This is a genomic window from Pseudomonas sp. Leaf127, from assembly GCF_001423155.1.
Lineage (GTDB): Bacteria > Pseudomonadota > Gammaproteobacteria > Pseudomonadales > Pseudomonadaceae > Aquipseudomonas > Aquipseudomonas ovata.
Genome location: NZ_LMOA01000001.1, coordinates 672,773 through 698,320, shown reverse-complemented (window position 1 = coordinate 698,320; position 25,548 = coordinate 672,773). Strand labels below are relative to the sequence as shown.

At 61.4% G+C, this 25,548-nt stretch carries 29 protein-coding genes and 2 tRNA genes; 8 read left to right on the top strand and 23 right to left on the bottom strand.

The annotated features are described in order from the left end of the window. The first annotated feature begins 16 nt into the window (after positions 1-16). Entirely contained in the window at positions 17-1,225 is a 1,209-nt protein-coding gene (locus ASF84_RS03165) for an NAD(P)/FAD-dependent oxidoreductase (RefSeq protein WP_056835113.1), read from the top strand. Positions 1,226-1,282: 57 nt separating this feature from the next. Further along, complete coding sequence (locus ASF84_RS03160) at positions 1,283-2,224, top strand: DMT family transporter (RefSeq protein WP_056835111.1); 942 nt, start codon at positions 1,283-1,285, stop codon at positions 2,222-2,224. An 18-nt stretch (positions 2,225-2,242) separates the two neighbouring features. Here the strand turns inward: ASF84_RS03160 and ASF84_RS03155 are convergent, their stop codons facing one another. Next, entirely contained in the window at positions 2,243-2,764 is a 522-nt protein-coding gene (locus tag ASF84_RS03155; RefSeq protein ID WP_056835109.1) for a hypothetical protein, read from the bottom strand. A gap of 202 nt (positions 2,765-2,966) precedes the next feature. Between ASF84_RS03155 and ASF84_RS03150 the strand changes: the two genes are divergently transcribed. Beyond that, positions 2,967-3,299, top strand: a complete 333-nt coding sequence (locus ASF84_RS03150) for a hypothetical protein (RefSeq protein ID WP_056835107.1) — start codon at positions 2,967-2,969, stop codon at positions 3,297-3,299. A 178-nt stretch (positions 3,300-3,477) separates the two neighbouring features. Here ASF84_RS03150 and ASF84_RS03145 read toward each other — a convergent pair. The 5 genes from ASF84_RS03145 to dapA form a co-directional block, all read right to left on the bottom strand. Continuing rightward, positions 3,478-3,567 (bottom strand) — tRNA-Ser (locus tag ASF84_RS03145). 90 nt (positions 3,568-3,657) lie between these two features. Next, positions 3,658-4,368 carry a phosphoribosylaminoimidazolesuccinocarboxamide synthase gene (gene purC, locus ASF84_RS03140; RefSeq protein ID WP_056835104.1) on the bottom strand — a complete coding sequence of 237 codons (711 nt, stop codon included), beginning with the start codon at positions 4,366-4,368 and terminating at the stop codon, positions 3,658-3,660. Positions 4,369-4,396: 28 nt separating this feature from the next. Further along, positions 4,397-5,155: an MBL fold metallo-hydrolase gene (locus ASF84_RS03135; RefSeq protein WP_056835103.1), complete on the bottom strand. Its 759-nt coding sequence runs from the start codon at positions 5,153-5,155 to the stop codon at positions 4,397-4,399. Next, a complete protein-coding gene (gene bamC / locus ASF84_RS03130) occupies positions 5,156-6,274 on the bottom strand; it encodes an outer membrane protein assembly factor BamC (RefSeq protein WP_056835100.1) in 1,119 nt (372 codons plus the stop codon). Positions 6,275-6,292: 18 nt separating this feature from the next. After that, positions 6,293-7,171, bottom strand: coding sequence for a 4-hydroxy-tetrahydrodipicolinate synthase (gene dapA, locus ASF84_RS03125; RefSeq protein WP_056835098.1), 879 nt, complete (start codon positions 7,169-7,171; stop codon positions 6,293-6,295). A 314-nt stretch (positions 7,172-7,485) separates the two neighbouring features. On the opposite strand from dapA, the gene ASF84_RS03120 reads away from it, so the two are divergent. Continuing rightward, the gene (locus tag ASF84_RS03120; protein ID WP_056835096.1) at positions 7,486-8,049 is read left to right on the top strand and encodes a glycine cleavage system protein R; all 564 of its coding nucleotides are present in this window, start codon (positions 7,486-7,488) and stop codon (positions 8,047-8,049) included. Positions 8,050-8,058: 9 nt separating this feature from the next. Further along, complete coding sequence (locus tag ASF84_RS03115) at positions 8,059-8,532, top strand: peroxiredoxin (protein WP_056835094.1); 474 nt, start codon at positions 8,059-8,061, stop codon at positions 8,530-8,532. A 40-nt stretch (positions 8,533-8,572) separates the two neighbouring features. Here ASF84_RS03115 and ASF84_RS03110 read toward each other — a convergent pair whose 3' ends face one another. Then, positions 8,573-9,643 carry an AI-2E family transporter gene (locus ASF84_RS03110; protein ID WP_056835092.1) on the bottom strand — a complete coding sequence of 357 codons (1,071 nt, stop codon included), beginning with the start codon at positions 9,641-9,643 and terminating at the stop codon, positions 8,573-8,575. 29 nt (positions 9,644-9,672) lie between these two features. Next, positions 9,673-9,921 (bottom strand): sulfurtransferase TusA family protein, encoded by a 249-nt coding sequence (locus ASF84_RS03105; RefSeq protein ID WP_056835091.1) that lies wholly within the window; start codon positions 9,919-9,921, stop codon positions 9,673-9,675. A gap of 138 nt (positions 9,922-10,059) precedes the next feature. Between ASF84_RS03105 and ASF84_RS03100 the strand changes: the two genes are divergently transcribed. Next, positions 10,060-11,496: a M48 family metalloprotease gene (locus tag ASF84_RS03100; RefSeq protein WP_056835088.1), complete on the top strand. Its 1,437-nt coding sequence runs from the start codon at positions 10,060-10,062 to the stop codon at positions 11,494-11,496. A 575-nt stretch (positions 11,497-12,071) separates the two neighbouring features. Here the strand turns inward: ASF84_RS03100 and nadA are convergent. Continuing rightward, a complete protein-coding gene (gene nadA, locus ASF84_RS03095; protein ID WP_056835086.1) occupies positions 12,072-13,130 on the bottom strand; it encodes a quinolinate synthase NadA in 1,059 nt (352 codons plus the stop codon). Positions 13,131-13,430: 300 nt separating this feature from the next. On the opposite strand from nadA, the gene ASF84_RS03090 reads away from it, so the two are divergent. Next, complete coding sequence (locus tag ASF84_RS03090; protein WP_056835084.1) at positions 13,431-13,880, top strand: DUF7832 domain-containing protein; 450 nt, start codon at positions 13,431-13,433, stop codon at positions 13,878-13,880. A gap of 8 nt (positions 13,881-13,888) precedes the next feature. Then, positions 13,889-14,509 (top strand): DUF1963 domain-containing protein, encoded by a 621-nt coding sequence (locus ASF84_RS03085; protein WP_056835082.1) that lies wholly within the window; start codon positions 13,889-13,891, stop codon positions 14,507-14,509. Between the two features lie 19 nt (positions 14,510-14,528). Here ASF84_RS03085 and ASF84_RS03080 read toward each other — a convergent pair whose 3' ends face one another. The 14 genes from ASF84_RS03080 to ruvC all read right to left on the bottom strand — a co-directional run bounded on the left by ASF84_RS03080 (position 14,529) and on the right by ruvC (position 25,526). After that, positions 14,529-15,722, bottom strand: coding sequence for a DUF2252 family protein (locus tag ASF84_RS03080; RefSeq protein WP_056835080.1), 1,194 nt, complete (start codon positions 15,720-15,722; stop codon positions 14,529-14,531). 264 nt (positions 15,723-15,986) lie between these two features. Then, positions 15,987-16,062 (bottom strand) — tRNA-Lys (locus tag ASF84_RS03075). 60 nt (positions 16,063-16,122) lie between these two features. Then, positions 16,123-16,797 (bottom strand): 7-cyano-7-deazaguanine synthase QueC, encoded by a 675-nt coding sequence (gene queC, locus ASF84_RS03070; RefSeq protein WP_056835078.1) that lies wholly within the window; start codon positions 16,795-16,797, stop codon positions 16,123-16,125. A gap of 12 nt (positions 16,798-16,809) precedes the next feature. Next, positions 16,810-17,457, bottom strand: a complete 648-nt coding sequence (queE, locus tag ASF84_RS03065) for a 7-carboxy-7-deazaguanine synthase QueE (protein WP_056835076.1) — start codon at positions 17,455-17,457, stop codon at positions 16,810-16,812. A 168-nt stretch (positions 17,458-17,625) separates the two neighbouring features. Then, positions 17,626-18,438 (bottom strand): tol-pal system protein YbgF, encoded by an 813-nt coding sequence (ybgF, locus tag ASF84_RS03060; RefSeq protein WP_082481280.1) that lies wholly within the window; start codon positions 18,436-18,438, stop codon positions 17,626-17,628. Positions 18,439-18,444: 6 nt separating this feature from the next. Next, a complete protein-coding gene (gene pal, locus ASF84_RS03055) occupies positions 18,445-18,948 on the bottom strand; it encodes a peptidoglycan-associated lipoprotein Pal (protein ID WP_056835071.1) in 504 nt (167 codons plus the stop codon). Between the two features lie 55 nt (positions 18,949-19,003). Continuing rightward, complete coding sequence (gene tolB, locus ASF84_RS03050) at positions 19,004-20,305, bottom strand: Tol-Pal system beta propeller repeat protein TolB (RefSeq protein ID WP_056835069.1); 1,302 nt, start codon at positions 20,303-20,305, stop codon at positions 19,004-19,006. Next, on the bottom strand, positions 20,302-21,468 hold the full coding sequence (tolA, locus tag ASF84_RS03045) for a cell envelope integrity protein TolA (protein ID WP_056835066.1): 1,167 nt from the start codon (positions 21,466-21,468) through the stop codon (positions 20,302-20,304). Before tolA ends, tolB begins: the two co-directional genes overlap by 4 nt. Then, positions 21,468-21,932, bottom strand: coding sequence for a protein TolR (gene tolR, locus ASF84_RS03040; RefSeq protein ID WP_056835064.1), 465 nt, complete (start codon positions 21,930-21,932; stop codon positions 21,468-21,470). Before tolR ends, tolA begins: the two co-directional genes overlap by 1 nt. A 14-nt stretch (positions 21,933-21,946) precedes the next feature. Continuing rightward, positions 21,947-22,642: a protein TolQ gene (tolQ, locus tag ASF84_RS03035; RefSeq protein ID WP_056835063.1), complete on the bottom strand. Its 696-nt coding sequence runs from the start codon at positions 22,640-22,642 to the stop codon at positions 21,947-21,949. Next, entirely contained in the window at positions 22,632-23,108 is a 477-nt protein-coding gene (ybgC, locus tag ASF84_RS03030) for a tol-pal system-associated acyl-CoA thioesterase (RefSeq protein ID WP_056835060.1), read from the bottom strand. Before ybgC ends, tolQ begins: the two co-directional genes overlap by 11 nt. 136 nt (positions 23,109-23,244) lie before the next feature. Continuing rightward, positions 23,245-24,303 carry a Holliday junction branch migration DNA helicase RuvB gene (gene ruvB / locus ASF84_RS03025; RefSeq protein ID WP_056835058.1) on the bottom strand — a complete coding sequence of 353 codons (1,059 nt, stop codon included), beginning with the start codon at positions 24,301-24,303 and terminating at the stop codon, positions 23,245-23,247. After that, on the bottom strand, positions 24,304-24,912 hold the full coding sequence (gene ruvA, locus ASF84_RS03020; RefSeq protein ID WP_056835057.1) for a Holliday junction branch migration protein RuvA: 609 nt from the start codon (positions 24,910-24,912) through the stop codon (positions 24,304-24,306). Positions 24,913-25,001: 89 nt separating this feature from the next. Continuing rightward, on the bottom strand, positions 25,002-25,526 hold the full coding sequence (gene ruvC / locus ASF84_RS03015) for a crossover junction endodeoxyribonuclease RuvC (protein ID WP_056835055.1): 525 nt from the start codon (positions 25,524-25,526) through the stop codon (positions 25,002-25,004). Positions 25,527-25,548 lie beyond the last annotated feature (22 nt).

The following is a 25,548-nucleotide window of genomic DNA, read 5'->3' as shown; positions in this document are numbered from 1 at the left end:
TACAGGAGTAGACACTGTGCACTCATCCATCCTCATCATCGGTGCCGGCTTCGGCGGTCTGTGGAGCGCCCTGAGCGCCGTACGCCTGCTGGACCAGCACCAGCGTCTCGACATCACCGTCACCGTACTGGCGCCCCAGGCCGAACTGCATGTGCGCCCTCGCTTCTACGAACATGACATTGCTCCGACTGTCGCGCCACTGGCCGAACTGTTCGAAATTGTCGGCATCAATTTTGTACAAGGTTGTGCCACCGCCATTGACGCCGATGCCAGGCGCGTGAGCTATCTGGATGCCGGTGGCCGCGAGCAGCACCTGGGCTACGATCGGCTGATTCTGGCCTCGGGCAGCCAGGTCGCCCGACCCGCCGTGGTGGCAGGCATCAACCAGCACACCTTCGACGTCGACAGCTACGCCTCTGCCCGGCGGCTCGGCGCGCACTTGCAGGCTCTGCGCGAGCAGCCGGACACCCCACAACGCAACACCGTGGTGGTGGTGGGTGGCGGCTTCACCGGCATTGAGACGGCCACGGAAATGCCGGGGCGCCTGCGCGCCGTACTGGGCGAGGACGCGGACGTGCGGGTGGTGATCATTGATCGCGGCCAGACGATTGGTGGCGCCATGGGCCAGGCTATCGGCGAGATCGTCGCCCAGGCCAGCGACGAGGTCGGCCTGACCTGGCGCCTGGGCGCATCTGTCCAGGCCGTGGATGCCCAGGGCGTGACGCTCGCAGGCGGCGAGCGCATCGAGGCTGGCACCGTGATCTGGGCCGTCGGCGTCAAGGCCTCGCCTTTGACCGAGCAGGTGCAGGGCGAGCGCGACCCCAGCGGCCGCCTGCATGTGGACAACACCCTCAAGGTGCAGGGGCAAGCGGCGATATTCGCCACGGGCGACACGGCCTTCGCCGCCAGTGACGAGCTGGGCAACCACGCTCTGATGACCTGCCAGCACGCCATTGCCTTGGGCCGCTCGGCCGGCAACAATGCTGCCGCCGATCTGCTGGGTGTGGCTGCGACGCCCTACCGCCAGGTCAAGTACGTCACCTGCCTGGACCTGGGGGCATGGGGTGCTGTCTATACCGAGGGCTGGGACCGCCAGGTGCTGCTCACCGGGCAAGAGGGCAAGGCCCTGAAGACGCAGATCAACACCCAATGGATCTACCCGCCGGCGGCACACCGGGCCAACGCGCTGGCGGCGGCCGATCCGTTGATTCCTGTAGTGGCGTAACCGGATCACGTACCATGGCCTGCCCGCAAACCCGCCGAGCAGGCCAAGGAGAAAACGGTGCACCCATCACAACCACGCCAATGGCTGTCTCCCTACTGGCTGTTGCTTGTTCTGCCGCCCCTGTTCTGGGCCGGTAATTTCATTGTCGGCCGGGCCGTACGCGACAGCCTCCCACCGATGTCGCTGTCGCTGTGGCGCTGGGTGATTGCGCTGGCCTTGATCCTGCCCTTTGCCTTGAAGCACCTGCGCAAGGACTGGCCTTTCTACATCCGGCATCCATGGCTGCTCGCCCGCCTTTCGCTGACGGGCGTGGTGGGCTTTACCTGCCTGACCTATATCGGCCTGCGCGACACCTCGGCAGCCAATGCCCTGCTGCTCAACTCCTGCATTCCGGTGCTGATCGCGCTGTTCGGTGCGCTGTTCTATCGCCAGCGACTGCATGGCATGCAGAACGCAGGGCTGCTGCTGTCGTGCGCGGGCGTGCTGGTGATCATCACCCACGGCGACGTGCAAGCCCTGCTGAAGCTGAGTTTTTCTCACGGCGACCTGATTGTGTTCTGCGCCATGGTGTCGTTCGCGTTCTACACGTTGTGGTCACGCAGCGTGCCGGCCGAGGTCAACCGGATCGGCCTGATGGCGGCCCAGATCGCCGTCGCGCTGCTGGCGCTGATTCCGCTGTGGTGGATCGAAACATCACAGGGTGCGGTCGCCCACTGGGACGCGGACAGCCTGATGGCCTTGCTGTACCTGGGCGTGTTTCCCTCGGTGCTGGGCTACTTGCTCTTTACCCTGGCCGTAGCACGCTTTGGTGCGGCGCAGGCTGCGCTGTGCATCCACCTGATCCCGGTGTTCGGCGCGGTGCTGGCCGTCACATTCCTGGGCGAGTCGCTGCACCTGTACCACGCGCTGGGCATGGCGGGGATATTGACCGGGATCTGGCTGGCGCTGCGGGTTCGCTCGACGACGGTCAGCCCGGGAGAACGCCGCTCGCTGCCATGAGGCCAGTCCTGCAAGCGGTTACATCTGCACCTTGTAAGGCGTGTGCTTTTCCAGGATCTCAAAGGTTTTCGTCGATTCGTTCCATCGGGCTACACCATTTTGCTGTGACATGTCCGGTGAGCCCGGCGCGAGGTAGCGGTAGTTCGAGAAATAGAACAGGTTCGAATCAGCCCGGAAGGCTTCTTTCACACCAAAGCGGGCATAGGCATCGTCGGACAGCGCCTCGTTGAACGGTGCGCGATAGACAGTGCCTGTCTTCAGATCGACGATGCCGCTGGCCGTACAGCCAGTGCCACAGCCATACGTATTGACTACATACTTGCCGGCGAAATTGGGTGTCTGCACACCTTCGCGCACGAACGCAAAGCGCGCACGAATCTGGTCGTTGGCCCCGCTCAGTGCGTGCTTGACCTGTTGCGGCGCGATGGGCGTGGCCGGTGAGTCTTCGAATCGATAAGAACCCGGTTGTGCCGCCTGGGCAAAAGAGGCGGCAACAGACAGTACCGCTATGGCCCACAAAGGGGAGAAGATCCTTTTCATGGCGCAGTTTCCTGGATTAAAGACGGGCCATTCTTGATTGGGGCAACGGGGTTTTCAAGATTGTTTTCATTCGGGTGGCTTATTTGTATTCAAGGTCGACAGTTATCAGGCTGTTCATCAAGGCCTGCTCGCCCCTCTTAGCCTTGCCGTGCGCCGCGGTTGTGGGTATTGATGATGGTTTGCCAGGTGACACGGAGGGATCATGGACGTATTACTCACGATCTTCGCAAGCGGGGTAATGCCGATACTGGCAATTGCATTGGTCGTTTGGGCCTATCGGCACAACCTGAAGAAGTGGCGCTCAACGATTGATGCACAATTGCAGGTCGCCTTGAGTGGACAAGGCGTCGATGCCTACACACTGATCGTGGATAAACTGACTCCACCTGGCACCAACAGGACGGCGGATGTGTACCGCATCCTGCACGATAACCAGGATCGTTATTTCCTGTTCATCAAGACCGGGGAACACCCAGGGGTGCTCAAGCCCCTGACCAGGGAACGGGCGTTACTGGCGGCAAGCATGAATGGATGAGGCGCTTGAATCAGGTGGCAAACGCATGGCCCTGTTGCGCGCCGTGAGAGGGCTGCAGCAGGCCAGAGCCGCGTGCCGTGTTCATGTGAGACGCGCCGGGTTGATACGAAGTGTTATCCCGTAAACAAAAAACCCCCGCTATCGCCAGGATAGTCGGGGGTTTTAGCTACAGCGGTAATGGCGGAGAGATAGGGATTCGAACCCTAGGTACTGTTGCCAGTACAACGGATTTCGAATCCGTCCCATTCGGCCACTCTGGCATCTCTCCAATGGCGCGCATCATACCAGCCTGAATGCAGATGTCGAGCAATTTCTGCATTTTTTTGCGTGGTATCAAGCGCTTGCGTCGCAGGTGCCCTTAAAGCGGCACGCCCAGGCGGTGGGCCACTTCTTCGTAGGCTTCGATCACGTCGCCCAGACCCTGGCGGAAGCGGTCCTTGTCCATCTTCTTGCGGGTCTCTTTGTCCCACAGGCGGCAGCCGTCAGGGCTGAATTCGTCGCCCAGGACGATTTCGCCGTGGAACACGCCGAACTCCAGCTTGAAGTCGACCAGCAGCAGGCCGGCGTCGTCGAACAGCTTGCTCAGTACGTCGTTGACCTTGAGCGACAGCTCTTTCATGCGCGCCAGGTGCTCGGCGGTGCCCCAGCCGAACGCCACGACGTGGGATTCGTTGATGAACGGGTCGCCCTTGGCGTCGTCCTTCAGGAACAGCTCGAAGGTGTAGGGCTCAAGCTTGAGGCCCTCTTCGACGCCCAGGCGCTTGACCAGGCTGCCGGCGGCGTAGTTGCGCACTACGCACTCGACCGGAATCATGTCCAGCTTCTTGACCAGCGACTCGTTGTCGCCCAGCAGCTTGTCGAACTGGGTCGGAATGCCGGCCTCTTCGAGCTTCTGCATGATGAACGCGTTGAACTTGTTGTTCACCGTGCCCTTGCGGTCCAGTTGTTCGATGCGCTTGCCGTCGAACGCCGAAGTGTCGTTGCGAAACAGCAGGATCAAGCGGTCGGCGTCGTCGGTCTTGTACACCGACTTGGCTTTGCCGCGGTAGAGTTCTTCACGTTTTTCCATGATGGGCTCCGCTTGCTAAATGATAGGGCTAGGCGATCTGTCGCCAGTCGAGCCCACAATCTTGATCGGCCAGTTGCAGCCAGTCCGGGTCACACCCAAGGGTGTCGACGAAACATTGCCGGGCCAGCTGCGGCAGGTTGTTCTTGGTGCTCAGGTGGGCCAGCACCAGGTGTTGCAGTGTCTGCCAGCCCAGCTCGCTCACCAGGCTGGCAGCCTGGTGATTGTTCAAATGTCCCGATTGGCCTCCCACGCGCTGCTTGAGAAAGACCGGGTAGCGGCCTCGGGCAAGCATGTCGCGACAGTGGTTGGCCTCGATCATCAGGGCATCCAGGCCCTGATAGCGCTCCAACACGTTGCTGCAGTATGACCCCAGGTCGGTCAGGAGGCCAAAGCGCCGCTGCCCGTCGCTGAAGACGAACTGGGTCGGTTCCAGCGCATCGTGCTCGACCGACACCACGTCGATCTCCAGCGCGCCGATCTGCAACGGCGTACCGGCACTCAGGAGACCGGCGACTTCCAGCGGCTTGCGCAAGCCGCGCTGGGTGCCGCGGCTCAGGTAGACCGGCACCGTATAGCGCCGTGACAGCAACCCCACGCCATGCACATGATCGGCATGCTCGTGGGTCACCAGAATGGCGCTCAGTTGTGCAGGGTCGACACCGAGCCGCGCCAGGCGACGCTCGGTCTCGCGCAGCGAGAAGCCGCAGTCGACCAGCACATAGGTGTCATGGCTGGCGACCAGCGTGGCATTGCCACGGCTGCCGCTGCCCAGGCTGGCGAAGCGCACTTAACCCAGGTGGTCCTGAATGACGCTCAGCACCCGGCGTGCCACGTCGGCAGGGGCCACGGTGTTGATGTTCTTCTCGACCGTGACCTGCACGCTTTCACCGACCTTGCTCAGGCGCACCTGATAACGCTCGGCACGCGCTTCGATCTCTTCCTTGCTGGCCTTGCCGCCAAACAGGCCGCTGATCAAGCCCGGCTCGTTTTCAGGCTTGTCGGCGCGCTCGGCCAGGTTGATGTAGTACAGGCCCAGGCTGCGGTTGATGTCCTCGACGCGCCAGTCACCCTGCTCCAGGGCCCGGCCGACACTGGACCAGGCACGATCAAGGTCGGCGCCCAGGTTGAGCATCGGGTTGCCGCTGCCGTCGACGCCCATCGCCACGCGGCTCGGGGTGTCGTAGTCGCGGGCAGCCAGCAGGGAAACCGAACCGCCCTGCCTGGCGTTGCGGCTCAGGCCGGCGAGCAGGTCATCGGTCAGCGAGGCGTTCAGGCCGGCGCTGCTGGCGTTGTCGGGGAATTCGACCTCGGCGGTGCTGCCGGCGGCACGCGAAACGCTGACGACGTAGATTTCGCTGGTATTGCGCTGTACGCCCGGCTCGATACGCACCCGCACGCGGGTTTCGCTGTCGGCGGCGGTACCGCTGGCGCTCAGGCGACGGGAAACGGAGGCCGACAGCTCGTCCAGACGCTGCCAGGTGGTGCTGAATTCGCCGGTTTGCGGGCGCTCTTCGGCAATCCGAAAGCCGTTGTCTTCAAAATACTGGTGCGCCACCGACCAGATTTCAGCCGGCGGGCGCTGGGCCAGGATCCAGCGTGCACCACCGCTTTGCTGCAGGCTGAAGTCGCTGGACTCTGCTGCGCTGGTGGCCATCGGCACAGGGCGCGGTACGGTGTACTCGCCCCTCTGGGTGCTGTCGGCCACGTTGCGCGGGATCGGCAACAGCGGGTCCAGGCGCTTGACGCCGGTGACGTCGGCAGGCACTTGCATCGGTGCAGTCTGGGTCGATTCCAAGTAATCGCTGCCGCGATCACGGAAATAACCGTCAGGACCCCAGACCCAGCCACAACCACTGGTGCTGGAGATGATCAGGGCAAGTGCGGAGAATCCGGCCAATCGCTTCATTGCGTTGTACTTCCTCAATTAAACCAGTACGCCGGCCTGGCGCAGGGCCTGGCGCAGCGGTTCGTGACAGGCCTGGCTGAGCCAGGTCAGTGGCAGACGGATACCGTCGGCCATCATGCCCATCTCGCTCAGGGCCCATTTCACGGGGATAGGGTTGGATTCGATGAACAAGGTGTTGTTGAGCGAGGAAATCCGGTCGTTGATGGCGCGTGCAGCGGCGGCATCGCCGCGCAGGGCCGCTGCGCACATGTCGCTGACGGCACGCGGTGCGACGTTGGCGGTCACGGAGATGTTGCCCTTGCCGCCCAGCAGCATCAGTTCGACCGCCGTGGCGTCATCACCGGAATAGACCATGAAATCGTTGCTGACCCCGGCCAGGATGTCCCTGGCGCGCTGCAGGTCGCCGGTGGCTTCCTTGATACCGATGATGTTGGCCACCGTCGACAGGCGGATCACGGTCTCGGCCTTCATGTCGCAGGCAGTGCGGCCCGGCACGTTGTAGAGAATCTGCGGGATGTCCACGGTGCGCGCGATGTGGCTGAAGTGCTGGAACAGGCCTTCCTGGGTCGGCTTGTTGTAGTAAGGCGTGACCAGCAGGCAGGCGTCGACGCCGGCCGCCTTGGCGTTGCCGGTCAGTTCGATCGCTTCACTGGTGGAGTTGGCACCGGTGCCGGCGATCACCGGGATACGCCCGGCCACCTGGTCGACCACGCGACGAATCACCTCGATGTGCTCGTCGACGCTCAGGGTCGCCGATTCACCTGTGGTTCCCACGGCAACGATGGCGTTGGTGCCCTCTTGCAGGTGGAAGTCAACCAGTTTGCTCAGGCTGTCCCAGTCGAGACCACCTTGTGCATCCATGGGGGTGACCAGTGCCACCATACTGCCCGCAATCATGCAACCGCTCCTGCCGGAAAAAGAGAGCCGTAATGGTACTGGCGCCATCAGCCTTGCACAAGCGAAGTACCACGCTCTGAGCATTCCCCTGAGCGATGGTTTTCGCTACCCTTCGTCCTTTGCTCGGTACAGGTCACCTGCGCCTTGCGTGCAATCGTCCGGTTTTGTCCTGCAAACCCCTGCCCCAGCGCCTTGCCGCCCTGACACGCAGGTCTTCATCGACAATCAGCCAGCCGACGCGGCGCACCCCAGACCACCGAATCGACTCTGCAAGAGCCGAAATGTACCGACCGTTCATCATCTAGGAATGCTGCATGTCGTCCACCCCCCCAGTTCGCGAACAATTCCTTGTCATCAGTGCCCTTGGCGCCAACCCCATGGAGCTGACCAACGTTCTGTGCCGTGCCAGCCATGAAAGCCGCTGCGCCGTGGTCAGCTCACGCCTGACCCGCCACGGCGAGTGCAGTGCGCTGGTCCTGCAGATCTCCGGCAGTTGGGACGCCCTGGCGCGCCTGGAGACCGCCCTGCCGAACCTGAGCAAGAAGCACGCCTTCACCACCAGCGTGGTGCGCAGCGCGACCCTGGAGAACCGTCCCGAGGCGCTGCCCTACGTGGCCTATATCAGCTCGGCGTACCGCCCGGACATCATCAATGAACTGTGCCAGTTCTTCATCGACCATAACGTCGAGCTGGAAAACCTGGTGTGTGACACCTACCAGGCGCCGCAGACCGGCGGCACCATGCTCAACGCCACCTTTACCGTCACGCTGCCGGCCGGCACCCAGATCAGTTGGCTGCGCGACCAGTTCCTGGACTTCTCCGACGCCCTGAACCTCGATGCCCTCATCGAGCCATGGCGTCCACAGACCCCTACCTGAGGACAACCGATGGCCGTTGCAGTCGACCAGCCCGTCAACGATTTCCAGGCACCTGCCACTGGCGGCCAGACCGTCAGCCTGTCCGGGCTCAAGGGTCGCCAGGTGGTGATCTATTTCTACCCCAAGGACAACACGCCAGGGTGCACCACTGAAGGCCAGGGCTTCCGCGACAGCCTGGCGCAGTTCGAGGCGGCCAACACGGTGGTGTTCGGCGTCTCGCGCGACAGCCTCAAGACCCACGAGAACTTCAAGGCCAAGCAGGCGTTCACTTTCGAGCTGATTTCGGACAAGGACGAGGCCTTGTGCCAGCTGTTCGACGTCATCAAGCTTAAAAAGCTGTATGGCAAGGAATACCTGGGCGTGGATCGCAGCACCTTCCTGATCGACAAGGACGGTGTGCTGCGCCATGAATGGCGCGGCGTGAAGGTGCCAGGCCACGTGGACGAGGTGCTGGCCCGCGCCCAGGCACTGAATCAGGGCTGAGCCAGCGCTGGAGGCGTCTTGCGACGCCTTCGGTCAACGGCTACATCAGCGGCGCGACCACCGGCTCCTGGCGTGGCCAGGCGTCAAGCACTGCCTTGAACAGGGTCGCCAGTGGAATCGCAAAGAAGATCCCCCAGAAGCCCCACAGCCCGCCGAACAGCAGCACGGCGCAGATGATCGCCACCGGGTGCAGGTTGACCGCCTCGGAGAACAGCATCGGCACCAGCACGTTGCCATCGAGCGCCTGGATAATGCCGTGGACCATCATCAGGTAGATGAACTGGTCACCCCAGCCCCACTGGAACAGGCCGATCAGCGCCACCGGCACGGTCACCACCACCGCCCCCACATAGGGCACCACCACCGAAATGCCGACCAGCATGGCCAGCAATGCAGCGTAGTTGAGGCCCAGCGCCACGAAGGCCACATAGGTCACCGCGCCACAGATGAAGATCTCGATGACCTTGCCGCGAATGTAATTGGCGATCTGCCGGTTCATTTCCCTGGCCACGCGGGTCAGCAGTCCGCGCTCACGCGGCAGGTAGCCCCGCGCCCAGCGTCCGAACAGGTGGCGGTCCTTGAGAAAGAAGAACACCAGGATCGGCACCAGCACCAGGTAGATCATCAGGTTGACCAGCAGCGGCAGGCTCGACAGCGAAAAGGTCAATGCCAGTTGCCCGAACTTGCCCACCTCGCCACGCGCCACCTCGATGGCCTGCAACACCTGTTCGTCCGAGACCAGGTGCGGGTAGCGCTCAGGCAGCAGCAGCAACAGCGATTGCCACTTGGCGAGCATGCCGGGCAACTCGTTGAACAGGGTGATCAACTGGTGCCACAGCAAGGGCACCAGCACCAGCAGAAAGACCAGCAGCACGCCGATGAACAGGGTGAACACCAGCACCACCGCCACACGCTCCGGCATGCGCAAGCGCACCAGCAGGCCGACCACGCCTTGCATCAAAAAGGCCAGGACCATGCCGGCCAGCACCGGCGCCAGCATGCCGCCCAGGGTCAGGATCAGGGTGAAGGCCACAAACAACAACACTGCCAGCACCACCGCTTCTTCGTCCGAGAAGTAGCGCTGCATCCAGTCGCTAAGCACTTTGTACATCAGGCATCCTTTTGCGCGAGAACGGTTGCCTAGGCCTTGCGCAACCAATAGGTGTAAAGCCCGGCGTCAGCCTGCTCATGCAACAGGGCATGGCCTGCCAGGCGGGCGAAACTGCGAAAATCGCGTTGTGAACCGGCGTCGGTGGCCGTCACCTTGAGCACCGCGCCACTGTCCAGGCGATTGAGCTCCATCTTGGCCTTGAGCAACGGCAACGGGCAATTGAGCCCGCGCGCATCGAGTTCGGCATCGAACAATGGGGGGGCTACAGCGTCAGACATCGCTTTTCTCCGGGCGGACACATCAATCTGGCAAAAAGTCATCACGACCCTTCGCACAAGCCGGCAAGAATACCCCACTCTGGCCAGCAAGCCATTGAGCCGGCTACAGTAGGTGCACATTCGCCCAGAGCCAACTGCATGAATTTCCTGCGTCCGACATTGCTCACCCTTGCCTGTCTGCTGGCGACCCCGACCCTTCTGGCCGACGACCTGCCTTCACTGGGCGATTCCAGCTCGTCGATTGTCTCTCCTGAGCAGGAGCACCAGTTGGGCCGGGCATGGCTGGGCATGTTGCGCTCACAGGTCGGCCAGCTGTCGGACCCGCAACTGAAGGATTTTGTCGAGACATCGGTGTACAAGCTGGCCGAGACCAGCCAGGTGCAGGACCGGCGCCTGGAGTTCATCCTCATCAACAGCAACCAGCTCAACGCCTTTGCCGCGCCCGGCGGCATCATCGGGGTCAATGGCGGCTTGTTCCTGTATGCCCGTACCGAAGGCGAGTACGCCTCGGTCATGGCCCACGAGCTGGCTCACTTGTCACAACGCCACTTTGCCCGGGGTGTCGAAGCCCAGCAGCGCATGCAGGTGCCGATCATGGCCGCCATGCTGGCCGGCATCGTCATGGCCGCTGCCGGCGCCGGCGACGCCGGTATCGCGACCATCGCCGGCACCCAGGCCGCCGCGATCCAGGAACAGCGCCGCTTCTCGCGGCAGAACGAGCAGGAGGCCGACCGCATCGGCATCCTCAATCTGGAAAAGGCCGGCTACGACCCGCGCAACATGCCGACCATGTTCGAACGCCTGATGCGCCAGTACCGCTTCGATGCCAGGCCACCGGAATTTCTGTTGACCCACCCGGTCAGCGAGTCACGCATCGCCGACACCCGCAACCGCGCCGAACAGGCCAAACCTGGCGGCCAGGAAGACAGCCTGCGCTATCAACTGATGCGCGCACGGGTCGCGTTGTTCTATGAAGAAACCCCAGGCATTGCCGCCAAGCGTTTTCGGGCGCAAATGGCCGAGAACCCGAACGCCGACGACGCCCGCTACGGCCTGGCCATCGCGCAGATCAAGGGCGGCCAGCTCAATGAAGCGCGAGACGGCCTCAAGCCCTTGCTGGACAAGTCGCCTAACGAGGTCGTGTACAACCTGGCGCAGATCGACCTGGACATCACCAGCAACCGCCTGGCCGAGGCGCGACAACGGGCCGACCGCATGCTGACGCTGTACCCGGGCAATTACCCGCTCAACCAGGCGCGCATCGATGTACAACTCAAGCAAGGACGTACCGCCGAGGCCGAGAAGGCGCTTGACGCGCTGCTCAAGCGGCGACCGGCCGATCCGGACGTCTGGTATCAGGTGGCCGAGGCACGCGGCCTGAACGGCAACACCGTGGGCCTGCACGAGGCACGTGCCGAATACTTCGCGCTGGTCGGGGATTTTCGCCAGGCCATCCAGCAACTGGACTTCGCCAAACGCCGCTCCAACAATAATTTCCAGGTGGCCTCACGCATTGACGCCCGGCAGAGAGCCCTGGCCGAGCAGGAGCGACTGGTCAAGGGCATGATGAACTGAGCCTTTGCGAACGCAATAAAAAGCCCGGCACCTGGTATGGAATTCAATCCAAAAGGGTTCGCCGGTTTCCCGTCTGACACCCATTCTGTGGGAGGGCGCCCTGCTCGCGACAGGGCCGGTAAAGCCGGCACACCTGCGCTGCCTGTTACTCCGCAATCGCCAGCAGAGCTGCCTCCCACAGTCTGGTGCCAGGCCCGAGACCTTGGGCGACATCAATCCTGTGGGAGGCGGCTTGCTGCGGGCGGCGATCCTACAATGAGGCCAGCAAGGCCCATACACCTGCTGCGCCTGTCACACAGCTATCGCCAGACAGTTGCCACCTCCCACAGTCCGGTGCCAGGCCCGATATTCCGGGCGACATCAATCCGGCGGGAGGCGGCTTGCTGCGGGCGGCGATCCGGCGATGAGGCCAGCAAGGCCCATACACCTGCTGCGCCTGTCACACAGCTATCGCCAGACAGTTGCCACCTCCCACAGTCCGGTGCCAGGCCCGAGACCTTGGGCGACATCAGTCCTGTGGGAGGCGGCTTGCCGGCGATGAGGCCAGGACGGGCCTTTAACTAACGCACGCAGATTCAGGCGTTGCCGGCCTGCCTGAGGCGGGCGGCCTGGGTGAAGTCGAGCATGCGCTGCAAGGGCCGTACGGCCTGCGGGATCAGGGCCGGGTCGACGAAGATCTCGTTGCTGCCGTCGCGCAGGCATTGCAGGGTGCGCTCCAGGGTGTTCATGGCCATCCACGGGCAATGCGCGCAGCTTCGGCAAGCCGCGCCGTTACCGGCAGTGGGGGCTTCGATGAAGATCTTGTCCGGGCACAGCTGCTGCATCTTGTAGAAAATGCCGCGATCGGTCGCCACGATGAACATCTTGTTGGGCAGGCGCTGGGCGGCGGCAATCATCTGGCTGGTCGAGCCCACGGCATCGGCCAGGGCAATCACGGCTTCCGGCGACTCAGGGTGCACCAGCACGGCTGCTTCCGGGTACAAGGCCTTCATGTCTTCGAGCTGCTTGGACTTGAACTCTTCGTGCACGATGCACGCCCCGTCCCACAACAGCATGTCGGCGCCGGTCTGCCGCTGGATCCAGCGCCCCAGGTGCTTGTCCGGGGCCCAGATGATCTTTTCGCCGTTGTCCATCAGGCTTTCGACGATCTCCAGCGCACAGCCCGAGGTCACGACCCAGTCGGCCCGTGCCTTGACCGCCGCCGAGGTATTGGCATAGACCACCACCGTGCGCTCGGGATGCTGGTCGCAGAACGCCGAGAACTCATCGACCGGGCAACCGACATCCAGTGAGCAGGTGGCCTCCAGGGTCGGCATGAACACGCGCTTTTCCGGGTTGAGAATCTTGGCGGTCTCGCCCATGAAGCGCACGCCGGCCACCAGCACGGTACTGGCAGCGTGGTTATTGCTGAAACGCGCCATCTCCAGCGAGTCGGCCACGCAACCACCGGTCTCCTCGGCCAGGGCCTGGATCACCGGATCGCAATAATAGTGAGCAACCAGCACCGCATCTCGCGCCTTGAGTTCGGCGGCAATCTGTTCACGGTACTGGGCCTGTTCTTCAAGGCTCAACTCTTTCGGCTGTTTGGCAGCGAGATGCGCCTGCACCAGAAAGCGTTCGGAAATCTGCGTCATGTTGGCTGGACCTGAGTGCGCGGTGGCGCGTAATACAAGTTTACACCTCAAAGGCCGCCTGACATAAAACCAGGCCTTTGCAGGGAGAGCGCCATCAGCGTTGCGTGGCCGAAAGCGGGCCGATTCTACCCTCAAAGAACAATTAACGGAGCAAGTTTTTAGAACGCCAAAACATGACTGATTATCATTTATATAAAACCCTGTATCCGGAACTCCTGTAGCAGTCGCGGTCTATGCTTCAAGCCGGGCGATCGATCCGCCCTCCCCTTCATTCGCCAAAGGCGGCCCAAGGAAATCACCATGAAGTACGACGATGCCTCCTGGCACTACGAAGGCACCTACCCCAAGGACCTGCCTGATGCTGCAAGCGCTACGCATATCGGCATGTTCCTGAGCTGGATGGTGATCAACGACCGGGTCAGCGAAGAGTTACTGGAAGACGCCGAAGATGAACTGGATGACCTCAAAGAGCGCTCGATCACCGGTGCACAGTTCGTGCTGAGCATGCTGGACGAAAGAATCACCGACCAGGAATTCGACAAGACCGGCAATGCCTTTGCCTTGGCGTATTACCAGGGACTGGAGAACGACAGCCGCTATATCGATGACTATTTTCAGGCCTTCAACGTGGATGAGCAATCGCTGTACCGGGTCGATGACACCTGGGCCAACTATGACAAGCTCTCAGGCCTGATCGATGCCCGCTTCAAGGCGTGGGACGAGGCGGGACGCCCGGAGTACATCGTTTGAGCGCAGCCATGACAGTGCTGGGCATGTCTTTTTTAACGTCTGGCAGCACAGACGGGTGTGGCATCACGCTGGGTGGCAACGCGGCCCATGTAGAACACTGGCCGTACAACCCCGACGGCGAGCCCCTGACCCTGGTTGCAACCCTCGACTGCGCACAGCTTCGCCAGCATATCCAGACTGACAGCCTGCCGGCACACGGGATTCTGTATGTGTTCTCCACCTACAGCCCTGACGGCTACTTTCTGGACAGCATCACCTTCGACGCTGCCGTACTTCACCGCCCGACACGCGCCAGTGGTTATACGGCCGTATTAGCTGCGGGCAACCATGAACTGCAATACAGCCCTGTGGCGAGCATCGAGCAACGATCGGCCATCCTTGGCGAGCGGACACTGGGTCCGCAGGATATTCCAGCCGACTCACTGATCAGTATGACGCCACCCCACTGGGCGCCCACCAACCCGCCGATTGATGACGATTACGAATTCTTCTGCCAGTTTTACTCGGCTGACTTCCCGGCGCCCTTTACCGATGTCTTCTATCTGACCGATGCCGTGGCGCATCTTTACCTGCGCAAGACAGGCAGTCAGGCCCAGGCAGCAGGCCTGTTTTTCGTTCACACGGCATGACACGCTGCTGGCTTGTCGCTCAGGCGATTGCCTGCTCAAGTGCATAGCGACGGCAATGCGCCAGATAACCCATTTCATGGTCGCCCACCAATTGCACCACGCTGCTCCATAGCCATGACGGCGCATCGAGCGTACGGGTACGATTTCTCTGCAGGTCAGTCATCCAGGCCAGGCGATCTTCCAGATCCATCTGCCGTGCATGAGCCTGACCGACGACCCGGGCCAGGTAACCGGCAGCCTCCATGGCCTGACGCGGATCAAGCTGGTCAAGCTCCAGCTTGAGGTCCTGTGGCAACAGTTCGCGGATGAAGAACGAATGCTCCAGCAAGCGCACGGCGAGCATTCGATTGCCCAGCCCCGGTGATAACTGTCGTGCGCCCTCGACCACACGCCTGCCGTTGTCCCGAGGCATGCCGGCGCGGGCGGCGCGAGGGGCAGCGGCCGCCACCGCCTGCTTGACGTCCAGCAGGCAATAATCTTCATCGTCGCCATCGCTTACACTCAGCAACACCGCATAGCGGCGCAAGCCCAGTGAGCTGCAGCCCTTGACCCAATAGGCGCAGTCCAGCAGTTGCACGTCGCTGTCATGACTGCGGCCCTTGAGCGAAGTCACCAGCGCATGAATTTCCGGGGTCAGGCACAGCACCTCGATGGCCTGGCGCTCGGCCTTGCTCAGTCGCCAGAAATGCTTGCCCAGGGGCAAGGTCAGACGACTGCCAGCCATGCGCTCCTTGGCCAGATGCTTCCAGGTGCGCCGCACCGCGCTGCGCAAGCCAGCCTTGACCTGCTGCGGGCGCAGCGGTTCCTGGTCAAGGCTGGTTTCAAAGGCCAGTTCGTAGCCGCGCATCATTTCTTCGAGCATACGCGCGCTGGTCACACCCGGAAGATCGGACCCACGGGCAGCGGTGGCCAGCGACAAGGCGAGACGGACCAGATCATGGGCGGGGTTACCCACCACTGTCTGATCGAGGTCGCGAATATGTACATCGGTCTCGCCCTTGAGGTCTCCGGTCGGCCCCAGGTTACCGGCGTGACAATCTCCACAGATCCACACGGCCGGCCCACTGGGCAGGCGGCGGCCGGGCTGGCTTTGCAGCCACTCATAGAATTGCACGGTGCTGCCGCGCACGTAGGCATGGGCAGAACGCGCCATCTTCAGGTTACGCATCTGATCGAGGTAGGGCAGGCGGCGGGCAGGATCGGGTGTTTTCATGCGAAACCAGACAATGGACAGGATGAGCTGTTGACCATCAGACTGTCACAGTTGTTTCAAGGTATTTCAAGAATGACGTGTTTTCACGAAAGAGAATAGGCCAGCGCCATGCCCGCTGTAAGGAATGGAACACCCCAACGCAAAAACCCACCTGATAAGGTGGGTTTCAAGGTGTTTCTGTAGGCTGAGCCACTGACTCGCTACTGACATCTGCGGCCCTGACACCAAGAGTGTCCTGAACCTTCTTGCAGCTGCCTTTGAAGATGGTGGGTCGTGTAGGATTCGAACCTACGACCAATTGGTTAAAAGCCAACTGCTCTACCAACTGAGCTAACGACCCGTTGCGTGGGGCGTATATTACTGATTTTTATCAGTAATTCAACACCCTTGCGCAAAAAAACTAAAAATAGTTCGTCGGGTCTGCAACACCGGCTGCCGCGAAGCCTTCGGCACGCAGGCGGCAACTGTCGCATTTGCGGCAGGCACGTCCCTGATCATCGGCCTGATAGCACGACACCGTCAGTGAATAATCCACACCCAGCTTCATGCCCGCCGCGACGATATCCGCCTTGCTGAGGTTCTGCAGGGGCGCCTGAATGGTAAAGCCCTGCCCTTCGACTCCGGCCTTGGTCGCCAGGTTGGCCAGGCGCTCGAAAGCCTCGACGAACTCGGGGCGGCAATCGGGATACCCGGAATAGTCCACGGCATTGACGCCAATGAAGATATCCCGCGCCCCAAGCACTTCGGCCCAGCCCAGCGCCAGCGACAGGAACACCGTGTTGCGGGCCGGCACATAGGTGACCGGAATACCTTCGGTCGGCGCTTCGGGTACATCGATGCTGCTGTCGGTCAGCGCCGAGCCGCCCATGCCGTCCAGGTTAAGACCGATGACCTTGTGCTCGATGGCACCCAGATCACGGGCCACACGTGCCGCGGCCTGCAGTTCGGCACGGTGCCGCTGGCCATAATCGAAGCTCATGGTGTAGCAGGCGTAGCCTTCGGCACGGGCCATGGCCACCACGGTGGCGGAGTCCAGGCCACCGGACAACAGGATGACTGCTTTTTTATCGCTCATGTTCATTTCCCCTCAGCGCCCTGGCTCGTCGTCCCAAAGCAGTTTGTGCAATTGCATCTGCAGGCGTACCGGCAGATTGTCCGCCACGATCCAGTCGGCCAGGTCACGACCCTTGAGCTGATGATGGCTGGCCGAGAACAAGACTTCGCCGGCACGCTCGTCAAGCCGGTACTGGATCAGCTTGGACACCGCCCAGTCGTAGTCTTCGCGCGAGCAGATCACGAACTTGACCTGGTCATTGGGCGTCAGCCATTGCATGTTTTCATAACGGTTGCGCGCCACTTCCAGTGACCCCGGCGTCTTGAGATCGACCACGCGACTGACCCGTGGGTCAACTGCCGAGATGTCCAGGGCACCACTGGTCTCCAGCGACACCTCATAGCCGGCGTCACACAGGCGCTTGAGCAAGGGAATGGCATTGGGCTGCGCCAGCGGCTCACCACCGGTCACGCAGACATAGCGCGGCTTCCAGGTCGCGACCTGCTCGACGATGGCATCCAGCGTGGTGATGGTGCCGCCGGTAAAGGCGTAGGCGCTGTCGCAATATTGGCAGCGCAACGGGCAGCCGGTGAGGCGCACGAATACGGTGGGCAACCCGGCGGTTCGGGTTTCACCCTGCAGCGAGTGAAATATTTCGGTGATGCGTAGGGTGTCTTGCATAGGGGCCACGGGCGTAACAGCTAAACAGGCTGTCCGCCTCCGTCAGGCACTTCAGGGTATCCGCGCTCGCGTAATACCAGGAAGCGTAATGAGCAAAAAATTTCGGGTGCGAAGTCTAACGAAAAAAGCCGCGACAAGCGCGGCTTTCTTGAACAGCTGTACGGTCGATCAGAGGCGTTGCAGGTCACGCTGCGCCAATTGCGCAGCCGAGGTGCCCGGATACTGGGCAATCACCTGCTGGAGAATCCCCTTGACCTTGTCGGTATGGCCCAGGCGACGCTCGACATCAGCCAGCTTGTAGAGCGAATCCGGCACCTTGGCATGCTTGGGATAGGCCTGGCTGACTTTGGCAAACGCCTGGCCTGCACCTTGCAAGTCGCCTTTGGCCAGGTTGACTTCACCCAGCCAGTACTGGGCGTTGCCCGCGTAGCTGCTGTTGGGATACTTGCGCAGGAAAGCGGCAAAAGCCTGGCTGGCCTTGTCGAAATCCTTGGCCTTGACCAGGTCGAAGGCTGCTTCGTAATAAAGCTTTTCCTTCGCCGGATCAGGCGGCTCGCCCCCCGCAACCGGTGCAGCATTACTGACCGGGGCCGAAGGCGTCCCGCTGGCGTTTACTGCATTGCCAGCGGGTTGAGAATTGTTGTTCGCCGTGGCAGCGCCACTGACGATACGCTGGTCGAGTTCCTGATAACGCTCCAGGGCTTCCTGCTTGATGCGCTGGATGTCATTTTGCTGGACTTCGACGATACCGCGCAAACGCGCGATTTCTTCCTGCATCTGCTGCAACTGTAGAAACAGTTGACCCTGTGCGGAGGGCTGGGCCGCAACCCCGCCCCCCGCATAGGCGCCGGACGTGCCATATCCCGCTGGCGGGTAGCTGCTGCCAGAGCCAGAATTGTCACCGACTACAGGTACCGCACCCCACGCCGCAAGCGGAAGGGTGAGAGCCAAAACGGTTAGAGCACGACGGCACGTTCGCATGTCAAATTACTTACGCAGTTCGACGCGACGGTTTTGAGCCCAGGATTGCTCGTCGTTGCCGGTGGCAACTGGACGCTCTTCACCATAGGAAACCAGTTCCAGCTGAGCTGGGGAAACGCCTTGCAGCACCAGGTAGCGCTGAACGGCTTTCGCACGACGCTCGCCCAGAGCCAGGTTGTACTCGCGAGTGCCGCGCTCGTCGGTGTTACCTTCCAGAACGACGCGAGCGCCGTTGCCTTTCAGGTCCTTGGCATGAACGTCCAGAGCGCGCAGGGCTTCTGGCTTCAGGTCCGAGCTGTCGTATTCGAAGTAGAAGGTGGTGATTGCGCGCAGAGCAGCTTCTTCGCTCAGGCTGCCGTCGACAGCACCAGTGTTGGAGCCGTAACCAGCGTTAGGATCGACAGCACCAGTACCGGCACCGGCATTGTCGCCGCCCTTGGAGGAGCAACCTACTGCTACGGCCATGGCCAGAGCCAGCGCAGCAAACTTACCAAACTTCAGCATTTCCATCTTGAAACTCCTAATGAACCCCAGTGTGTTAAGCAAAAACTTGTGTAGCGCCGCGTCAGTTCAGGTAAGGGGACCAGGACGGTTCTCTGACTTCGCCTTGAGCGGTAGGAAGCGGGAGCCTTACGCGTCCATTGATGGACACGAGCATCAAGACTCCCCGGCCCTGCTGGCGGGTGGCGTAGATTACCATGGTGCCGTTGGGCGCGACAGTGGGTGACTCATCAAGGTTACTGTCTGTGAGGATTTTTACACTCCCACGCGCCAGATCCTGAGCCGCCACCTTGAAGTTAGTGAAGCCTTCCTGACGATGGATCATCACCAGGGTCTTCTCGTCGGCCGACAGTTTCGGGTTGGCATTGTAGTTGCCTGTGAAGGTCACGCGCTGGGCGCCACCACCGGAAACGCTGGTCTTGTAGATCTGTGGCTTGCCGCCACGGTCGGACGTGAAGTAGATCGTCGAGCCATCCTTGCCGAAGAACGGCTCGGTGTCGATCGAGGAATCATTGGTCACCCGGCTGATCTGGCGGCTGGCCAGATTCATGACATAAATTTCCGGGTTGCCGTCCTTGGACAGCACAAATGCCAGGCGGCTGCCGTCCGGTGACCAGGCCGGCGCACCGTTGAGGCCTTCGAAGTTGGTGATCTGCTCACGGCGACCGGTATCGATGTGCTGAACGAAGATGCGCGGACGCTTCTGCTCGAACGACACATAGGCGATACGCTTGCCATCAGGCGCAAAACGCGGCGACAGAATCGGCTCGCGCGATTGCAACAAGGTCACCGCACGCGCACCGTCATAATCAGACCGCTGCAGGGTGTAGCGGGTGTTGGCTTCGGAGAAACGCTCGGCCGTCACGTACAGCATGCGAGTCGAAAAGGCGCCCTTGATGCCGGTCAGCTTTTCGAACGACTGGTCGGCAATATAGTGCGACATGTCGCGCAACTGATCGGTGGTGCCCGAAACGTTGCCGGCATACACCTGCTGCTCGGTGGCGACGTTGAACAGGGCATATTGCACCTGCAGGCGACCGCCGGACGGGGTGATGTTACCCACCATCACGTACTGCGTACCCAGCGCTTTCCAGTCACGGAACACCACTTCGCTGGCCTGAACCGGCAAGCTGATCATGTTCTGACGTGGAATCGGCGTGTAATAGCCGGAGTTGCGCAGGTCGTTGCCGATGATTTCGGCCATGTCGTCAGGCAGGACGTTACCGCCCTGCCAGCCGAACGGCACGACGGCAATCGGGGTGGCACGGTCACTTCCGCTGGTGACCATAATGTTCTTTTCCTCTGCGACAGCCAATCCTGCCGCACAGCAAAGAACTACAAGCAGTCCTCGAAGAAGGTTAATCACAAGGCTAGATCCTCAGGTGTGAATGTCATCTTGAATGAACGATAGGGCGCGAACTCAGCTGGTTTGAGCCCCTGCATCTCTGTCAAACGACCAATGTTCTTGACCGCTGCTACCGCCGAACTGTCGAACGGACCATCGCCGCTGGAGCGGGAAATACTGACCGACGTCACAGTACCGTCAGGCAACATACCGATCTGCAGCACCACGGCCATACCCTTGCGCGCCGATGGCGGACGTGCCCAGCCTTCGGATGCACGCATGCGAATCAGGTCGTCGAAGCTGCCGGCCGTTTCATTACCGACTTCGTCGGCCAGGGCCTGTTGACGTTCGGTCTTGTCGGAGAGCAGGTCGGCCAGTGCTTGCGCCTTCTTGTCTTCGGCAGCCTTGCGTGCAGCATCCTGAGCCTTCTTGGCAGCAGCATCGGCAGTGGCTTTCTTCTTCGCGTCTTCGGCGGCTTTCTTCTTGGCGTCTTCGGCAGCCTGCTTCTTGGCGTCTTCAGCCGCTTTTTTCTTGGCCTCGTCGGCCGCTTTCTTCTTGGCCTCTTCGGCAGCGGCTTTCTTGGCGTCCTCGGCAGCGGCCTTCTTGGCCTCTTCCTCGGCTTTTTTCTTCGCCTCTTCTTCAGCCTTCTTCTTGGCTATATCAGCCAATTGTTTCTCTTCTGCCTTTTTGGCGTCAGCGGCCTTCTTGGCATCGTCTGCGGCGGCCTTCTTGGCTTCATCGGCCGCTTTCTTGGCTTCTTCAGCCTTTTGCTCGGCTTTTTCTTCGGCCGCCTTTTCCTGGGCTTCCTTCTGCTCGGCGGCCTTGCGCGCCTCTTCGGCAGCCTTTTGTTCCTGGGCTTTTTGAGCGGCGTCGACTTTCTTTTGTTCCGCCGCCTTTACAGCTTCCTGTTCGATCTTTTTCTGCTCCAGCTGTTCGGCCTCGCTCTGCCGGGCAGCGGTTTTCTTCGCCTCGCCTGCGATCTTCTGGTTGGTCTGGGTGGTCGCCTGGCTCTTGGACTTGAGCTGGTACAGCGTCGCCTGAACCACCGGCTTGGCTTCAGGCAGCTCGGGGGTCATGGCAAAACTGACGAAGAGCGTGCCAAAAATCAGGATGTGCAGACCCACGGCCCAGACAGTAGGCCAGAAGTAATTCTCCGAGGCGGACGGCTCTCGAATTGGTTGCATCAGGGCGCCTCGGTAATCAAGCCGACGTTGGCAATCCCGGCTTTCTGCAGCCCGCCCATGGTCACCATGACCGAACCGTAGTCGACCGCCTTGTCACCGCGGATGAACACCTGTGTCTGCTTGCCGGCGTCACGTCCGGAAGCAACGATCTTGGTCACGGCACTGGTCAGTTGCGGCAAGGTCATGGCCTTGTCCATCTGCTTGTCGGTGTCGACTTCGCTGCCGAGGTTCCAGTAGTAGGTCTTGTCGGCCTTGATCGAAATGGTCAGGACCTGATTGTTGTTGTCCTGCGGCAAGGCCTCGCTGGAGACCTTGGGCAGATCGACCTTCACACCCTGATTGATCATGGGGGCTGTCACCATGAAAATGACCAGCAGCACCAACATCACGTCGATGTAGGGGACCACGTTCATTTCGGCGACCGGCCTGCGTTTTTTGCGACGATCTCGAGCGATCAGAGCCATGGGGAATCAGTACCTCATTCTTCGCTGGTGTGCACTTTGCGGTGCAGGATGGCCTGGAACTCATCGGCAAAGGTGTAGTAGCGATTGATCAGGGTCTCGGTGCGCGCTGCGAAGCGGTTGTAGGCCATGACGGCCGGGATCGCGGCGAACAGGCCGATGGCTGTTGCGATCAGGGCCTCGGCAATGCCGGGGGCGACGGTCGCCAGGGTGGCCTGCTGGGCGGTGGCCAGGCCACGGAAGGAGTTCATGATGCCCCATACGGTCCCGAACAGGCCGACGTACGGACTGGTCGAACCGACAGTGGCCAGGAACGACAGCCCGGTCTCCAGCTTCTCTTCTTCACGCGAGATGGCTACGCGCATGGCACGGGCCACACCTTCCATCACCGCATCCGGATCGACACCCGACTGCTGGCGCAGACGGGAAAACTCCTTGAAGCCGGCACGGAAGATCTGCTCGACCCCCGAATCCGGGTCCGGGCTGCTGCCGGCCTGGCGGTAGAGCTTGGACAGGTCGATGCCCGACCAGAACCGCTCCTCGAAACTGTCCAGTGCACGGCGGCCGGCACGAATCATGTTGCTACGCTGAAAAATCATGACCCAGGAGGCGACCGAGGCCGCCACCAGGCTCAGCATCACCAACTGAACGACAATGCTGGCATTGCTGACCAAACTCCACATGGAGGTATGGTCGACGACGTTAGCTTCCACGCTGTATCTCCTGCTCTGAATCCGAATAGGTGCCCGTGTCGCGCTGATCATCGGCAAAGGCCGTGCGCAGCGCTTGGGGAATGGCCCGGGGTTTGAAACTATCGGCGCTTACACACGCCACCAGAAACTGCCCTTCACAGAGCAGCGTTGCATCCGTTACCCGCCTGACCTGCTGACGAAAACGCAGGCTGGCGCGGTTCAATTCGATGACTTGCGCGGTGACCGACAATTCATCGTCCAGCCGTGCAGGCTTGTGGTAACGCGCCTCGCTTGAATGCACGACGAACAACAGGTTCTCATCGGCCAGCCGGGACTGGAGAAAGCCCAGTTGCCGCAGCCGCTCGGTGCGAGCCCGCTCCATGAATTTCAGGTAGTTGACGTAGTAGACGACGCCGCCGGCATCCGTGTCCTCGTAATAGACACGACACAGATGGGCGAACGACTGAACCCCGTTTTGCGCGCGCATACTCTAGTGCTTACTCCTCGGGTTGCCAATCAGGTGATACAACTGTTTTTCAACGTTTCGCAAAACAGGCCCGATGGCATCGCACAACCCGGCCTTCAATCCTGACGGGAAGCGCTTGAACCCTGCCCCGATGCCATTAGTCGACAGGATCATCGACTGGTTCCCCAATAACTGGCATATCGCCCATTCTTGATGGAATGTTCAGCCCGAAATGCAAATAGGCATGCCGGGTCACCACGCGTCCACGTGGCGTACGCATGATGTAGCCCTGCTGGATCAGGTACGGCTCCAGCACGTCCTCAATGGTATGACGCTCTTCGCTGATGGCCGCCGCCAGGTTGTCGACCCCGACCGGGCCACCGTCGAACTTCTCGATCATGGTCAACAGCAGGCGGCGGTCCTGATGGTCGAAACCGTGCTCGTCGACATCCAGCAGGTTCAAGGCCTTGTCAGCTGTCTGCCGCGTGATCTGGCCGTTGCCGCGGACTTCGGCGAAGTCGCGTACCCGGCGCAGCAAGCGGTTGGCGATACGCGGCGTGCCACGCGCGCGACGGGCGACCTCGAAGGCGCCTTCAGGCTCGATGGTCAGCCCCAGGATGCCGGCCGAGCGCGACACGATGGTCGACAGGTCGGCAATGTTGTAGAACTCCAGGCGCTGTACGATCCCGAAGCGGTCACGCAGCGGATTGGTGAGCATCCCGGCGCGCGTCGTCGCGCCGACCAGGGTGAACGGCGGCAGGTCGAGCTTGATCGAACGGGCAGCCGGCCCCTCGCCGATCATGATGTCGAGCTGAAAATCCTCCATGGCCGGGTACAGCACCTCCTCGACGATGGGCGAAAGCCGGTGGATCTCGTCGATGAACAGCACATCGTTGGGCTCAAGATTGGTCAGGATCGCTGCCAGGTCGCCCGGGCGCTCCAGCACCGGCCCGGAGGTGCTCTTGATCGACACGCCCATTTCCTGGGCGATGATATTGGCCAGGGTGGTCTTGCCAAGCCCTGGCGGGCCGAAGATCAGGGTGTGGTCCAGCGATTCGTTGCGTCCGCGCGCCGCCTGGATGAACAGTTCCATCTGCTCGCGCACGGTCGGCTGGCCGATGTAGTCGGCCAGGCTCAGGGGGCGGATGGCGCGGTCGATCTGCTCTTCGCGATCACGGCTGCCAGCGGCGCTTATCAGACGGTCGGCTTCTATCACTTAACCCATCCCCTTCAAGGCACGGCGAATCAGGTCGGCACTGCTCAAGTCTTTATCCTTGATGGCGGAGACGGCTTTGCTCGCCTCCTGGGGCTTGTAGCCCAGGGCAATCAGCGCGCTAACGGCATCAGCCTCTTCCGAGGCGGCGGGCTCAAGTACGCCAGGCCCGCTGGAAACCAGGGCGAATGTCCCCGGCAAGGACTCCCAGGCCTTGAAGCGATCCTTGAGCTCGACCAGCAGCCGCTCGGCGGTCTTCTTGCCGACACCTGGAATACGGGTCAGCGCCGAGGTGTCCTGGGCCTGCACGCAGCGCACCAGCTCATCGACCTCGAGCCCCGACATCAAGGCCAGGGCCAGCTTGGGGCCCACGCCATTGAGGCGGATCAGTTCGCGAAACAGCTCGCGCTCGCGCTTCTCGAAAAAGCCATAAAGCAGGTGCGCGTCTTCACGCACCACCAGATGAGTGTGCAGCGTCACGCTTTCACCGACATGCGGCAGCCGGTACAGCGTGGTCATCGGCACCTCGAGCTCGTAACCGACCCCATTGACATCCAGCACCAGGTGGGGCGGCTGCTTTTCGACCAGTGCACCGCGTAAACGTCCAATCACCGTCAGATCCTATATTGCCCTTGGCCCACTGAAAAAATGGACACAATCATGGCTGCAAGCAAGTGAAAAAATGCGAGCGGATGCTGCAATCAGAGCCGCAACCGCCCGCGTCGACTGCGCGCCGCACTCAACCCATGAGGCGCCAGGCTGGATCGGGTATGGGCATGGCACAAGGCAATGGCCAGCGCATCGGAGGCATCAATCTGGGGCTTGCTGGTGAGCTTGAGCAGGTGCATGACCATCATCATCACCTGTTCCTTGTTGGCCGCACCGGTGCCAGCCACTGCCTGCTTGACCTGGGTCGCGCTGTATTCGGCGATCTCCAGCCCCTCTTCGGCCCCGGCGACGATGGCAGCACCCCGCGCCTGACCCAGTTTGAGTGCCGAATCGGCATTACGTGCCATGAACACCCGCTCGATGCCCATGGTGACCGGTCCATAGGCACGAATCACCTCACGCACGCCGCGAAACACAATCTGCAGGCGCTCATGCAGTTCGCCATCACCGGTGCGGATACACCCGGAAGCCACATAGGTACAGCCACGACCACTGTCATGCACCACACCATAACCGGTAATGCGTGAACCCGGATCAATACCAAGTATAAGAGTCATAATGCCAGCAGTCCGACGCCGT